The organism is Klebsiella sp. MISC125 (assembly GCF_051131775.1).
Taxonomy (GTDB): domain Bacteria; phylum Pseudomonadota; class Gammaproteobacteria; order Enterobacterales; family Enterobacteriaceae; genus Klebsiella.
In genome coordinates, this window is sequence record NZ_CP180448.1 from 1,401,094 (window position 1) to 1,414,428 (window position 13,335).

Below are 13,335 nucleotides of genomic sequence, written 5' to 3' on the forward strand. Positions count from 1 at the left end.
TAACAATGATCAAGCCGGTAAAAAAACTGATGCTCGTGGCGCTGCTTTCGGCGCTGGGAAGCGCAGGGGCGATGGCCGCAGAGCAGTCGCACTTTGAACACTTTATTACCCGCGACGGCGCAATGCTAAAAGACGGCGACAAGGTCTTCCGCTTTGCGGGCATCCACGCGCCGGAGCTGCACCGTATTGAAGACGATGCGCGCGGCACCTGCAAAGCCGACTCGCGCGGTTGGGGGCAATACTTCCGCTGGCCGACGGCGGACGAACAGGAAAACTGGATTAAGGCGCAGGTGCAAACCGGAGCCAAAGCGCAGCGAGTGTATGTGCTCTCGGTGCAGCAGGAGTTTGACCAGGCCTGCGGTCGCGAAACCCATATTCTGGCCCCGGAAAGCGCCGACGGCATGCCGCGCCTCAACGAAAAGGCGATGCGGGTTTACGACAATATGATCGCCGAGGCGGACAAACAGGGACTGCGCCTGATCCTGCCGTTTATCGATCACTGGTGGTGGTGGGGCGGCCGCGAGCAGTTGGCGGCGTTCTATCATGAAAAGCCGGAGGATTTTTATCGGACCGGCAGCAAAACCTTCAAGGCCTATCTCGACGTGATTCGCCAGGTGATCACCCGCACCAACAGCGTGACCGGTCGCCCGTATTATGACGAAAAAGCGATTATGGCCTGGGAGACCGGCAACGAGCTGGAGGATACCAATGCCGCATTCCTTCAGCAGACCGCCGCGTGGATCAAAAAGTGGGCGCCGCATCAGCTGGTGATTGACGGCACCTATAAGAAAATCAATGCGTTTGCACTCAACGATCCGAACGTCGATATCGTCAGCAACCACTACTACACCAATGCCGATAACAACCATCCCGATCAGGTAAAAAAAGATCTGACGGCGGCTGCGGGCAAGAAAGTGTACATGGTGGGCGAATTCGGTCTGCTGGACGCGAAGCAGCTCAACGCCATTATGCAGTCGATTGTGCATAGCGAGGTCAAAGGCGCGCAGGCGGCGGGCGGGCTGATTTGGGGCTTCCGTGGCCATCGTCACGAGGGTGGTTTCTACTGGCATAAAGAGTCCACTGGCCACTACAGCTACCACTTGCCGGGCTTTCCGGTAGAGGGTAAAGCCAACCAGGAAATAGACGTGGTTGACCTGGTGCGGACCGCGGCGGCGCAGATGAACGGCCAGGAGAAAGCGCCGCCGCTGCCGAAGCCGGACGCGCCGAAGCTGCGGGAAACGGATTCGCCGTTTGCCATCAACTGGCTGGGGGCGGCGGTAGGACGCACTTATGACGTGGAGCGCGCTGATTCGGCAAAAGGGCCGTGGAAAGTGGTGGGGCGCGATATCTCCGACGGCGTTAACGAGTGGAACCCGCAGACGATGGATCTGTTCCGCGATGACTATCGCAGTCTGCAGCTGGGGAATACGTATTATTACCGCGCCATCGCCAAAAACGAGAGCGGTAGTTCGGTGCCTTCGAACGTGATTAGCGTCAAGCATATCCAGCAGAATCAGGCTCCGGTGGTAACGCTGGTCGATAAGCTCACCACGACTCAGGATCAGGGCGTGCAATTAACCGCGAGCTGGCGCGATGATGCGTTACCGGACCGTAACGTGAAGGTGGGCTGGAGCAATGGCGGCAACGCGCAGGCCCATTTTTGTGCCACGGATAAAGCCGAAACCCGCGCCTGGTTTAGCGCGCCCGGTGAATATGACCTGACCTTTACAGCCGATGACGGCCTGCTCAAAAGCAGCAAAACCGTCAAGGTGACGGTGACGCAAGCTGTTGGTAAAGCGCCTGCCGATTACTGCCGTTTTGGCGGTGGGGTGTTTAACGTTAGCCAGGGCAAGATTGAGGCGGCTAAAAGCGAGAAAGATGCGCTGACGTTGGGCGACGATGGCTTCCTCGGACCGTTCGCCAACGATGGCGATAAGGTGAGCTGGCAGGTTGCCGCGCCGTGGGCCGGAAAGTATCAGCTGCGGGTGACGTTCAACGGCAAATGGGGCGGTAAGAAAAACTCGTTTATCGTTAACGGCGGCGCGCCAATCGCGGTGGAATTCCCGCAGACCGATGAGCAGGGCCAGCAGCTGCTGGTGCCCGTTGAGCTGAAGGCCGGTGATAACCGCGTCGACTTCGGTAAATTCGCCGGTGACTGGGGCTATATGTTTATCAAGTCAATTGAAGTGGTTGCAGAGTAGTGCTTATTGGCTGCGCTCGTTGGGTGCAGCCTTTTTTAACTTACAGGAGGCGTTATGACCCGGTATCAGTTTCCGGAAGGCTTTTTTTGGGGCGCGGCGGCATCAGGCCCGCAAACGGAGGGCATAAGCAACAAGCCGCACCGTTCAATTTGGGATAGCTGGTTTGCCGAACAGCCGGAGCGTTTTTATCAGCAGATTGGGCCGCAAACCGTCTGCGACACTTATCATCAATATCCGCAGGATGTGGCGTTGATGAAGCAGACCGGCTTCAACTCCTTTCGGACATCGATTCAATGGTCGCGGCTCATTGACGACTTCGAAACCGGCGCGCCCAATGCGGACGCGGTGCGTTTCTATAACGATTACCTGGATGAAATGATTGAAAACGGCATTGAGCCGATGATCAACCTCTATCATTTCGACATGCCGGAAGCCCTGCAAAAGCAGTACGGCGGCTTTGAGTCGGCGCATGTGACGGATCTTTTCGCTCGTTTCGCCCGCACCGCTTTTGAGCTATTTGGCCACAAGGTGAAATACTGGATTACCTTCAACGAGCCGATTGTGCCGGTAGAGGGGGGCTATCTGTATGACTTCCACTATCCGTGTAAAAAAGACGGCAAGCTGGCGGCGCAGGTGGCGTTCAACATTATGTTGGCCCACGCCAAAGCGGTCCGCGAGTTTCGTGCGTTGGCGCTGAAAAGCGAGATTGGCGTGGTGCTGAACCTGACGCCGTCCTATACCCGCAACGACAGCGCGGAGGACAAAAAGGCGGCGTGGTATGCGGATCTGTTTTTTAACCGCAGCTTCCTCGACCCGCTGGTGAAACATCAGTTCCCGAAAGAGCTGTGCGAAATTCTGGCCGTTCACGATTGCCTGCCGGTGGTGACGAAAGCCGATGTTGAGCTCATTACCGGCTCGCACGTCGACTTTCTTGGCGTCAACTACTACGTGCCGCGGCGGGTGAAGGCGCGCGAAAGCGACTATACGCTGGACTATTTCACGCCAGAGTTTTACTTCGAAAACTACGTGAATCCAGAAGGGCGCTTTAACCCGTATCGCGATAACAATGAAATTCTGCCGCAGGCGATTTACGACATTGCCGCCAATATTCGCGATAACTACGGCAATATAAAGTGGTTCCTCGCCGAGATTGGTATCGCGATGGATATTGAGTCGGAAGGCGAGCCGGGTGAAGATGGAGTGATTGATGATTCGTTCCGTATCAGCCTGATGGAAGAGCATCTAGTGCAGCTGCATCGCGCCATTGCCGACGGTGCCAACTGCTTTGGCGTGCACCAGTGGACCTTTATCGATAACTGGTCGTGGATTAACTCGTTCAAGCGGCGCTATGGTTTCTGGCGGCTCAACCTGCAAACCGGCGAGCGGCAGATAAAACGCAACGCGCTGTGGTTTGCCGAACTGGCGACCAGCAACGGCTTCAGTTCTGATAAATAGCTTCGCAAAATCCCCCGGAGGCGGCGCTTGACGCGCCTGTCCGGGCTACCAAACCGCACGAATTTGTAGCCCGGACAGATGCGCAGCATCGCCTCCGGGAAGTCACATCCCACGCGAGCTGCGTGGCCCATCGCTTAAGCGCGGGTGGCGATAAGAATGGCGGAAGCCTTAACGAGCGCAATCACGCGGCTGCCCTGTGCCAGCTTCATCTCTTCCTGGCTTTCATTGGTGACGACGGCAATGATTTCAAAGCCCGCGTCGGCCTGAATATGTACGGTGGCGTTTACCGCGCCTTCAGTCACCCGGCTTACGCTACCGGCAAACTGGTTGCGGGCGGAGAACTTCAGACCGCAATCTTCCGTCGCCAGAGTGACCCACGGTGCTTTAATCAGCGCAATGGCTTCTTTATCGGTCGCCAGCCCCAGAGCTTCCTTACTGCTGTGAGTAACGATTGCTACCAGCTTTGCGCCGCCCGCTAACGTCAGTTCGATTTCATCGTTGACCGCGCCGGTTGCGACTGCGCTGACCGTGCCGATGAGTTGGTTACGTGCTGATACCGCCATAATGCCTCCATTCAATGTGTTATTAATGACTCCAATGGTTATAGCAGATCGTCTTTGTTAATACCCAGCCGTTTCATTCTTGAAAGCAATGTTGTGCGCTTTAGCCCCAGCCGCTGGGCCGCGCCTTTCGGTCCGGCGACCACGCCATTGCTCTCTTTCAGTACCCGGATAATCAGCTGGTATTCATCTTCGCCGTCTTCCGGCAGCACTTCTGCGGCCAGCGGTTCCTGCTCGATACTCATTTCCGGCAGTGATAGTTGCAGCACGTTGCCGCGGGTCAGCAGCACCGCACGCTCAATGACGTTCTCCAGTTCGCGTACGTTACCTGGCCACTCCATGCGGCTGAGGGTGCGCAGGGTTTCTGCCGGAATGCTGTCAATATTACGTCCCAGACGACGGGCGATTTTAAAGGTGAAGGCTTTTACCAGCAGCGGAATATCGTCCGGGCGCTCGCGCAGCGGCGGCAAGTGGATCGGGAAGACGTTCAGGCGGTAGTAGAGATCGCTACGGAATTCGCGATCGGCGACCATCTGCTTAAGATCGCGGTTGGTCGCGGCGATCAGGCGTACGTCGGTGTGAATCAACTTATTGCTGCCGAGGCGCTCGAACTCCTGCTCCTGCAACACGCGCAGCAGCTTCGGCTGCAGCTCTACCGGCATGTCGCCCACTTCATCAAGGAACAGCGAACTTTTGTCCGCCAGTTCGAAGCGGCCGATACGCTGGGCGCTGGCACCGGTGAAGGCACCGCGTTCGTGACCAAAGAGGTCGCTTTCCAGCAGCCCGGCGGGCATTGCCGCGCAGTTCATTTTGACCATCCGACGGCTATTGCGCCCGCTGAGGTTATGAATGGCGCGGGCAATTAGTTCTTTACCGGTGCCGGTTTCGCCGAGGATCAGCACGGTGCTGTCGCTGTGCGCCACCATTTCGACCTGCTTGAGCACGCTGTTCATCGCTTCGCTGCGTCCGATGATTTCACCAAACTCGCTTTCAACGTTATTGAGCTGTTCGGTCAGGGCGAGGTTTTCATCGACCAGACGCTCCTTCAGACGCTGGATTTCGCGATAAGCGAGGGCGTTATCGACGGCAATCGATACGCGCTCGGCGATTTGCCGCAGCAGCTTAAGGTTGGTGGTGGTAAACACTTTTTCATCGCACTGCGCCAGCTTCAGCACGCCAAGCAGGGTATTGCCGGACATCAACGGCAGCAGGCACAGGGTCTGAATTTTGTTATCCCACATCTCGAAGAGCATTTTTTCGTACGGCGCCAGCGGGTCATGTTCGTGCAGGTTAAGCAGCAGCATCTCTTTGCTTTTGAACACCCGCTCGGTCAGGGTGCCGGCCTCGTCCACTTCGCTCTGGTCGTGCACCGGATGGCTGGCGTCGAGATAGTGGGTGGAATAGATGTTGAGCTTGCCCTTGCGGTTGCTGCGCAGCACCACGCTGATAGCGTCAATGCGGAAGTAGCGGTGGATCTCTTTTGCCACTTCGCTGACCAGCTCGTCGATATCCAGCCGCGAGAGTACTGCGTTGGTGATGGCCACCAGAATACGGAAATTATCGCGCTCGTGGCACAGCAGGTCGTAGTCAACGTTATTGCTGACCCGGCTTTGGATCTGCTCGGTCACTACGGCAACGATTTGCGTGAAGGTATGCAGCCGTTGGTACTCTTTTTCCGTCCACGGACGGTTGTCATCGCGAATAAACTCGCAGCCGCCGAAGATGCGGCCTTCTGCCGCCAGCGGCAGCAGGCAGTAGTAGCCAAAAGCGGGATAGAGCCCGCTTTTGGCGAGCTGCGGCCAGGTTTCGGCGAAGGTGGTGCTATCGCAATGCAGCGCGTCCGGGCGCGACAGCAGGCGTCGTACCGGGCCGTTAGCGAGGACGGTTTCATCTTCGTAACTGACCGGATGGCCTGTGTCATCGCAGGCGTGGCGGACTGCGCGATGGTTACCCGCTTGCCACAGAATAATTGCTGCCCGGTCGGCGAGCGCGGATTGCTGCACCAGGCGGGTCAGCGTTTCGCTCAGCGCGGCCAGGTCCGGCTGCTGTAATAAAATACGGGTGATATCGAACAGACCCTGCTGCCCAAGATCGCCCATCGGTGTATACGACATTGCTTAAGTCCAAAAAGCACCACAACGCGGCGCAGAAGAAAGTGATGACACAAATAATAGTATGTTAATAAAGCGGTTGTTGCCGCTGTTAGCCATCCGTAGTGGCCCGATGTTTTCCCCGGAGGCGATGCTGCGCATCTGTCCGGGCTACCGGTCTGGGTTTTGTAGCCCGGACAGGCGCAACGCGCCGCCTCCGGGAACTCTCCCGTACTCCGTTAACAAATGCGCGGCAGCGGCTCGGCGTGGGGAAGGTCGAGCGTGCGCTTCACGCCGTACAGGCCAATGGATCGCACTCCCCGGCGCTCAACAACGTCGCCAATTATCGCCGCATCTCGCCCTAACGGGTGAGACCGTAAATGCGCAAGTACGCTTTCCGCCGCCTCGCGGGTGACGGCAATGACCAGCTTACCTTCATTGGCAAAATTTAGCGCGTCCAGCCCGAGCAGCTCGCACACCCCGCGCACGGTATCGTTAACCGGCAGCTTCTGTTCGTGCAGCTCAATCCCGCAGCCGCTGGCGGCGGCGAACTCATGGGCCACCGCGTTTACTCCGCCGCGGGTCGCATCGCGCAACGCTTTGACGCCAGGCACATCGCGTAGGGCCTGAATTAATGGCGTCAACACCGCGCAGTCGCTGGACAGCGCGCCGTCCAGCCCCATCTGCTCGCGCAGGTTGAGAATCGTCGCGCCATGATCGCCAAGCGTGCCGCTGACCAGCAGGACATCGCCGGCGCTAATCTGTTGCGCCCCCCAGCGAATACCGGTGGGGATGACGCCGATCCCGGCGGTGTTAATAAACAGCTTATCCGCCGCCCCGCGCGGTACCACTTTGGTATCGCCGGTGACAATAGCGATACCCGCTTCCCGCGCGGTCTGCGCCATGCTACTCACCACCGCTTCGAGAGTGGCCATCTCCAGCCCCTCTTCAAGAATAAATCCGCAGGAGAGATAGCGTGGGATCGCGCCGCTCACCGCCACATCGTTGGCGGTGCCGCAGACCGCCAGCTTGCCGATATTGCCGCCGGGGAAAAATAGCGGATCGATGACGTAGCTGTCGGTGGAGAAGGCGAGCCTGTCGCCCTGAGCGGTAAGTTGAGCGAGATCGAGACGCGCCTGATCCTCCTGCTCCGCCAGCCAGGGATTGGCGAAAGCCTGCATAAACAGGGAGCCGATCAACTGTTGCATCGCCTGACCGCCGCTACCGTGGGCTAACTGGACGCTTTTCATGCTTCGATTTCCTGACTGCGATATTGATACCAGGCGGCGCAAGCGCCTTCCGATGAGACCATCAGCGCGCCGAACGCGCTTTGCGGGTTGCAGGTATTGCCGAACAGCGGGCACTGATGAGGTTTACAACGACCGGTCAGCACCTCGCCGCAGCGGGCGCGCGGATCGTCGCAAACGCGCTGCGGTGCCGGGCGGAAATGTGCCTCGGCGTCAAAGCGTTGATAAGCGGGCGTCAGATGCACGCCGGAATCGCTAATCACCCCCAGACCGCGCCACTCGCTGTCGCCGCTGAGGCAGAAAACGTCGGCGATGGCTGACTGCGCCAGCGGGTTGCCTTCATCGGGCACCACCCGGCGGTACTGATTCTCCACCTCGCTGTGCCGCGCTATTGTCTGCTCAACCAGCATCACCGCGCCTTGCAGTAGATCAAGCGGTTCGAATCCTGCCACCACTAATGGACGATGATAGTCGCTGGCGATAAATCCGTAGGCTTCGGTACCGATGACCATGCTGACGTGACCGGGGGCGAGAAAGGCGTCGATCCCGTTATTCGGTTGATCGAGCAGGCTGCGCAGGGTCGGCAGCAGGGTGATGTGCTGGCAGAAAAAGTAGAAGTTGGATACGCCGCGCTCGCGGGCCTGACGCAGGGTCAGGGCGGTGGCGGGCATGGTGGTTTCGAAGCCGAGACCAAAGAACACCACTTCACGCTCAGGGTTCTGCTGCGCCAGCTTCAGGGCGTCCATTGGTGAATAGACAATCCGCACGTCGGCCCCGCGCGATTTTGCCTGCAGCAGCGAACCGTTTTTCCCCGGCACGCGCATGGCGTCGCCGAAGGTACAGAAAATCACCCCCGGGCGGCTGGCGATATCGATGCAGGCGTCGATGCGTCCCATCGGCAAGACGCACACCGGGCAACCGGGGCCGTGAATAAACTCGATATTTTCCGGCAGCAGCTGGTCGAGGCCAAACTTAAAAATGGCGTGAGTATGGCCACCGCACACTTCCATTATGCGCAGGGGACGCTCGGCGGTATGCGGCAACAGGTGCGCCCGCTGCTGGAGGTGCTCCACCAGCTGCATCACCTGTTCCGGGGCGCGGTATTCATCAACAAAACGCATTACCGCTCCTCGCCGTACAGCAGCGCACCGACGTCCGGCTCGACTTCAAACATATTTTGTAGCGCCTCCAGGGTGTCGCGGGCCTCGGCTTCATTAATGATGCTCATGGCGAAGCCGACGTGCACCAGCACCCACTGGCCCAGGCGCGGCTGGCCCTGGTCGTCGACCGCGCCGACTAAGGTGAGATCGACTTCGCGCTGAATGCCGCACACTTCGACCTTCGCCAGATTGCCGTCAATGGCGCAGATTTGTCCTGGAATGCCTATGCACATTGCTGCGCCTCCAGCCAGTTAAGCCACTGGTCCATGCCTTCGCCGCTGGTGGCGGAAAGCAGGATGATTTCAATATTCGGGTTCACCTCGCGGGCGCAGGCGAGGCACTGTTCAACGTCAAAGTTGAGATACGGCAGCAGGTCAACTTTGTTGAGCAGCATCAGGCTGGCGGCGGCGAACATGTGCGGGTACTTCAGTGGTTTGTCTTCGCCTTCGGTCACCGACAGCACCGCCACTTTATGGCGCTCGCCGAGGTCGAAGCTCGCCGGGCACACCAGGTTGCCGACATTTTCAATAAACAGAATGCCGTTGTCGGCAAGCGGCAGGCGCGGGGCGGCGTCGGCAATCATCTGCGCGTCGAGGTGGCAACCCTTACCGGTGTTGACCTGAATCGCCGGGGTACCGGTGGCGCGAATGCGCGCGGCATCGTTCACCGTCTGCTGATCGCCTTCGATCACCGCGCAGGCAGTTTTCTCTTTCAGCCGCACCAGGGTTTCGGTTAACAGGGTGGTTTTGCCGGAGCCGGGGCTGGAGACCAGGTTGAGCACCAGCTGGCCTTTGGCGGCGAAGCGCGCGCGGTTGCGGGCGGCCAGACGGTTGTTTTTATCCAGCACGTCGATTTCGACTTCTAACATCCGCCGCTGGCTCTGGCCCGGCGCATGGGTTCCCGCTTCGCCGTGACCGTAGTGCAGGTCGCCAGCCTCCGAGCGGGTTGGGGCGAAGTTATCGGTTTTGACGCCGGTAATGTTCATCATCGGGCGCGGGGCTGGCGCGAAGGGGGCGCTGCGAAACGCCGAATGCGGGTTATGTTCGTCGCCTTCTATATAAAGGTTGCCTTCGCCGCAGCCGCAGGTTGTACACATAATTTACTCCTGATCTACTTCTATTCGCTGAATCTGTAAGCCATCGTCCGCCACGATCTGTAGCTGGTCGCTCTGACACTGCGGGCAGCGGCGCACGTGCTGTGAGATAAGATGCACGTACTGCTGGCAGGTTTCACACCAGCATTCAGCCTGTTGTTCGGCGATATGCAGTTCGCAGCCTTCCGCCAGCGTGCCGCGGCACACCAGTTCAAAGCAGAAGGTCAACGCGCTGGCTTCCACGCAGGAGAACGCCCCGACCTTCAACCACACGCCGGTGACCCGACGCGCGCCGGCCTGCTGCGCCTGCTGTTCGATAATTTCCAGCGCCCGCTGGCTAAGAGTGATTTCGTGCATGGTGCCTCCGTATCGCGATGGCCCATTAATGCAATAACGATGCCAGGTCATAGCTAATGTCGGATAAATGACGATGACAGCCGTCTGACATCGTCATCGACATGTCATTTTAACGGTTTGTTTATATTAAATTCGTTAAATATCAATTAATTAAAGTTTGGCACGGAAAATGCTTAAACGGTGCATCTCATACAACGGGGGAGCCGGGATGACTATTTGGGAATTAAGTGAAAAGGCGGACTACATCGCCGATCGTCACCGCCAGCATCAGGAGCAGTGGCACACCTACTGCAACTCGCTGGTTCAGGGGATAACGCTGTCGAAAGCGCGTCTGCATCACGCCATGAGCTGTGCGCCGGACAAAGAGTTGTGCTTCGTCCTGTTTGGCCATTTTCAGGTCTACGTCGCGCTGGCAGAAGGCTTTAACAGCCATACCATTGAATATTACGTCGAAACCAAAACGGGTGACGATAAGCGCTTGATTGCGCAGGCAACGCTGGGTTCAGACGGCACCATTGATGGCCGTATTAGCAACCGCGACCGCGAGCAGGTTCTCGAGCACTATCTGGCGGCCATCGCCACCGTGTATGACCGCCTGTATGAAGCTATGGAACAAGGCCTGCCGGTGGATTTAAACCACCTGACGCAGGCCCGTTAATCGTCAGGTGTCGACAAGTGTCGAAGCTGACACCTGCGCAACCTGTTTTCGTCAAAAATGACTTTCACCCGAGGATGACCCGGTGAACCGTTTTGTAATTGCTGACTCCACCGTCTGTATCGGCTGTCGCACCTGCGAAGCCGCCTGCGCTGAGACTCACCGCCAGCAGGGCCTGCAATCTATGCCCCGGCTGCAATTAATGCGCAATGAAAAAGAATCCGCGCCGCAAATGTGCCACCACTGCGAAGACGCCCCCTGCGCCGCCGTCTGCCCGGTTAATGCGATTAATCGCGTCGATGGCGCAGTGCAGCTCAACGAGAGCCTGTGCGTAAGCTGCAAATTGTGCGGCATCGCCTGTCCGTTCGGCGCGATTGAGTTTTCCGGCAGCCGTCCACTGGATATTCCGGCCAACGCCAATACGCCGCTGGCACCCGCTGCGCCACCGGCCCCGGCCCGCGTCAGCTCGCTGCTCGACTGGGTACCCGGCGTGCGCGCTATCGCCGTCAAATGCGACCTGTGTTACTTCGACGAACAGGGGCCGGCGTGCGTGCGTACCTGTCCGACCAAAGCGCTGCTGCTGGTGGATATCCGCGACATCGCCCAGGCCAGCAAGCGTAAGCGACAGCTGACTTTTAATACCGACCTCGGCGATCTGTCGCTGTTTCAGGCGCAACAAGGGGACGTGAAATGAGTGTGATTTCATTAGTGAATCAGGCGGTGGTCTGGTACGCCGCCAGCGCGGTGCTGGCATTTCTGTTCACCATGCGTAAACCGCTGAGCGGGGCGATTGCCGGGATTGGCGGCGCAGTCGCCAGCGTAATGCTGGTGCTGGCGGGCGGAACGGCGCTACTGATGCCGGAACGCATCAGCGGCGGCATGTTGCAGATGCTGCATTTGACCATGCGGGTTGGCGGCGTTAACGCGCTGTGGCTGCTGGCGATTGGCTTGTCGGCGCTGCCGATTTCACTGTTCAATATTTCCTGGCATCGCCATCCGCAGGTCAAAGCGAACGGCCTGCTGGTGAACCTGTTGCTGGCCGCTGCGACCTGCGCGGTGGTGGTGACGAACTTCGGCGCGCTGGTGGTGATGGCGGAGATTATGGCGCTCTGCGCCGCCTTTCTTACCGGCTGCGCGCAGTCCGGCAAGCTGTGGTTTGCGCTGGGACGTCTCGGCACGCTGCTGATGGCATGGAGCTGCTGGCTGGTGTGGTCGTTCTACGGCACCCTTGAGCTGGCGCAGATTACCCAACTGGCGATGGAAGCGCCGCAAAACGCGCTGCTGTGGTTGCCGGGTCTGGTGGGTTTTGCGCTGCTGGCCGGGGTTATCCCGCTGCACGGCTGGGCACCGCAGGCTCACGCGGGCGCGGGCGCTCCGGCTGCCGCGCTGTTCTCGACGGTGGTGATGAAGGTCGGTCTCTACGGCATCCTGACGGTGTCGCTGGCCGGAAGCGTACCGCCGCTGTGGTGGGGCGTAATGCTGCTGGTGCTGGGGATGATCACCGCGTTTATCGGCGGATTGTACGCGCTGATGGAGCACAATATTCAGCGCCTGCTGGCGTACCACACCCTGGAAAACATCGGCATTATTCTGCTCGGTCTCGGGGCGTTCGTCACCGGCGTCGCTACCCATAACCCGACCCTGATGGTGCTGGGATTTATCGGCGGCATGTATCACCTGATCAACCATAGTTTGTTTAAAACTACGCTGTTTCTCGGCGCGGGGGCGGTGTGGTTCCGCACCGGTCATCGTGATATCGAGAAACTCGGCGGAATTGGCAAAAAAATGCCGCTGATTTCGCTCTCTATGCTGGTGGGGCTGATGGCGATGGCCGCGCTGCCGCCGCTGAACGGTTTTGCTGGGGAGTGGGTTATCTATCAATCCTTCTTCAAGCTAAGTACTGGCGATGCCTTTATTGGTCGTCTGCTGGGGCCACTGCTGGCGGTGGGGCTGGCGATTACCGGCGCGCTGGCGGTGATGTGCATGGCGAAAGTCTACGGCGTCACCTTCCTTGGCGCACCGCGCAGCAAAGAGGCGGAAAATGCCACCTGCGCGCCGTGGCTGATGACCTTTAGCGTGGTGCTGGCTGCGGTCTGCTGCGTGATTGGCGGGATTGCCGCGCCGTGGTTGCTGCCGCTGGTGAGCGGGGCGTTCCCGGTTCAGGCGGAAGTTTCCAGCGTTGTCTCCCAGCCGCTGATCGCCATTCTGCTGATTGCCTGCCCGCTGCTGCCGCTGCTGCTGATGATCTTCTTCAAAGGCGACCGCCTGCCAGCGCGCTCTCGCGGCGCGGCCTGGGTCTGCGGCTACGACCATGAAAAATCAATGGTCATCACCGCCCACGGTTTCGCCATGCCGGTGAAAGAAGCCTTTGCGCCGATGCTGAAGCTGCGCCACTGGCTGAATCCGGTGCGCCTGGTCCCCGGCTGGCAGAGCGCTTCTGCACCCGCGCTGTTTCGCGGCGTGGCGCTGGTTGAGCTGGCGGTGCTGGTGGTGATTGTGATTTCGCGAGGAGCCTGA

At 58.9% G+C, this 13,335-nt stretch carries 12 protein-coding genes; 5 read left to right on the forward strand and 7 right to left on the reverse strand.

Going from position 1 to position 13,335, the window contains the following annotated elements:
• Positions 1–8 precede the first annotated feature (8 nt).
• Both ACMYSL_RS06670 and ACMYSL_RS06675 read left to right on the forward strand, forming a co-directional pair.
• Positions 9–2,201: a CBM35 domain-containing protein gene (locus ACMYSL_RS06670; protein ID WP_434663970.1), complete on the forward strand. Its 2,193-nt coding sequence runs from the start codon at positions 9–11 to the stop codon at positions 2,199–2,201.
• A 54-nt stretch (positions 2,202–2,255) separates the two neighbouring features.
• Entirely contained in the window at positions 2,256–3,656 is a 1,401-nt protein-coding gene (locus ACMYSL_RS06675) for a glycoside hydrolase family 1 protein (protein WP_434661898.1), read from the forward strand.
• Positions 3,657–3,790: 134 nt separating this feature from the next.
• Here ACMYSL_RS06675 and ACMYSL_RS06680 read toward each other — a convergent pair whose 3' ends face one another.
• The 7 genes from ACMYSL_RS06680 to hypA all read right to left on the reverse strand — a co-directional run bounded on the left by ACMYSL_RS06680 (position 3,791) and on the right by hypA (position 10,163).
• Positions 3,791–4,219 (reverse strand): TOBE domain-containing protein, encoded by a 429-nt coding sequence (locus ACMYSL_RS06680; protein WP_434661900.1) that lies wholly within the window; start codon positions 4,217–4,219, stop codon positions 3,791–3,793.
• A 38-nt stretch (positions 4,220–4,257) separates the two neighbouring features.
• Positions 4,258–6,330: a formate hydrogenlyase transcriptional activator FlhA gene (flhA, locus tag ACMYSL_RS06685; RefSeq protein WP_434661901.1), complete on the reverse strand. Its 2,073-nt coding sequence runs from the start codon at positions 6,328–6,330 to the stop codon at positions 4,258–4,260.
• A gap of 215 nt (positions 6,331–6,545) precedes the next feature.
• On the reverse strand, positions 6,546–7,556 hold the full coding sequence (hypE, locus tag ACMYSL_RS06690; protein ID WP_434661903.1) for a hydrogenase expression/formation protein HypE: 1,011 nt from the start codon (positions 7,554–7,556) through the stop codon (positions 6,546–6,548).
• Positions 7,553–8,674, reverse strand: a complete 1,122-nt coding sequence (gene hypD / locus ACMYSL_RS06695; protein ID WP_434661905.1) for a hydrogenase formation protein HypD — start codon at positions 8,672–8,674, stop codon at positions 7,553–7,555. Before hypD ends, hypE begins: the two co-directional genes overlap by 4 nt.
• Positions 8,674–8,946 (reverse strand): HypC/HybG/HupF family hydrogenase formation chaperone, encoded by a 273-nt coding sequence (locus tag ACMYSL_RS06700; RefSeq protein WP_181485173.1) that lies wholly within the window; start codon positions 8,944–8,946, stop codon positions 8,674–8,676. The genes hypD and ACMYSL_RS06700 overlap by 1 nt, the downstream gene beginning before the upstream one ends.
• Positions 8,937–9,809 carry a hydrogenase nickel incorporation protein HypB gene (gene hypB, locus ACMYSL_RS06705; protein ID WP_434661907.1) on the reverse strand — a complete coding sequence of 291 codons (873 nt, stop codon included), beginning with the start codon at positions 9,807–9,809 and terminating at the stop codon, positions 8,937–8,939. Before hypB ends, ACMYSL_RS06700 begins: the two co-directional genes overlap by 10 nt.
• Positions 9,810–9,812: 3 nt before the next feature.
• On the reverse strand, positions 9,813–10,163 hold the full coding sequence (hypA, locus tag ACMYSL_RS06710; protein WP_182234412.1) for a hydrogenase maturation nickel metallochaperone HypA: 351 nt from the start codon (positions 10,161–10,163) through the stop codon (positions 9,813–9,815).
• A gap of 208 nt (positions 10,164–10,371) precedes the next feature.
• Between hypA and hycA the strand changes: the two genes are divergently transcribed.
• From hycA to hycC, 3 genes are all read left to right on the forward strand, one after another.
• Positions 10,372–10,821, forward strand: a complete 450-nt coding sequence (gene hycA / locus ACMYSL_RS06715) for a formate hydrogenlyase regulator HycA (protein WP_110275778.1) — start codon at positions 10,372–10,374, stop codon at positions 10,819–10,821.
• Between the two features lie 82 nt (positions 10,822–10,903).
• Positions 10,904–11,512, forward strand: coding sequence for a 4Fe-4S dicluster domain-containing protein (locus tag ACMYSL_RS06720; RefSeq protein WP_110275777.1), 609 nt, complete (start codon positions 10,904–10,906; stop codon positions 11,510–11,512).
• Positions 11,509–13,335 (forward strand): formate hydrogenlyase subunit 3, encoded by a 1,827-nt coding sequence (hycC, locus tag ACMYSL_RS06725; protein WP_434661909.1) that lies wholly within the window; start codon positions 11,509–11,511, stop codon positions 13,333–13,335. The genes ACMYSL_RS06720 and hycC overlap by 4 nt, the downstream gene beginning before the upstream one ends.

Bases quoted from the DNA above. Each gene is read 5' to 3' on its own strand.
- ACMYSL_RS06675 (WP_434661898.1), top strand. From the start codon at position 2,256: ATGACCCGGTATCAGTTTCCGGAAGGCTTTTTTTGGGGCGCGGCGGCA.
- ACMYSL_RS06680 (WP_434661900.1), bottom strand. From the start codon at position 4,219: ATGGCGGTATCAGCACGTAACCAACTCATCGGCACGGTCAGCGCAGTC.
- flhA (WP_434661901.1), bottom strand. From the start codon at position 6,330: ATGTCGTATACACCGATGGGCGATCTTGGGCAGCAGGGTCTGTTCGAT.
- hypE (WP_434661903.1), bottom strand. From the start codon at position 7,556: ATGAAAAGCGTCCAGTTAGCCCACGGTAGCGGCGGTCAGGCGATGCAA.
- hypD (WP_434661905.1), bottom strand. From the start codon at position 8,674: ATGCGTTTTGTTGATGAATACCGCGCCCCGGAACAGGTGATGCAGCTG.
- ACMYSL_RS06700 (WP_181485173.1), bottom strand. From the start codon at position 8,946: ATGTGCATAGGCATTCCAGGACAAATCTGCGCCATTGACGGCAATCTG.
- hypB (WP_434661907.1), bottom strand. From the start codon at position 9,809: ATGTGTACAACCTGCGGCTGCGGCGAAGGCAACCTTTATATAGAAGGC.
- hypA (WP_182234412.1), bottom strand. From the start codon at position 10,163: ATGCACGAAATCACTCTTAGCCAGCGGGCGCTGGAAATTATCGAACAG.
- hycA (WP_110275778.1), top strand. From the start codon at position 10,372: ATGACTATTTGGGAATTAAGTGAAAAGGCGGACTACATCGCCGATCGT.
- hycC (WP_434661909.1), top strand. From the start codon at position 11,509: ATGAGTGTGATTTCATTAGTGAATCAGGCGGTGGTCTGGTACGCCGCC.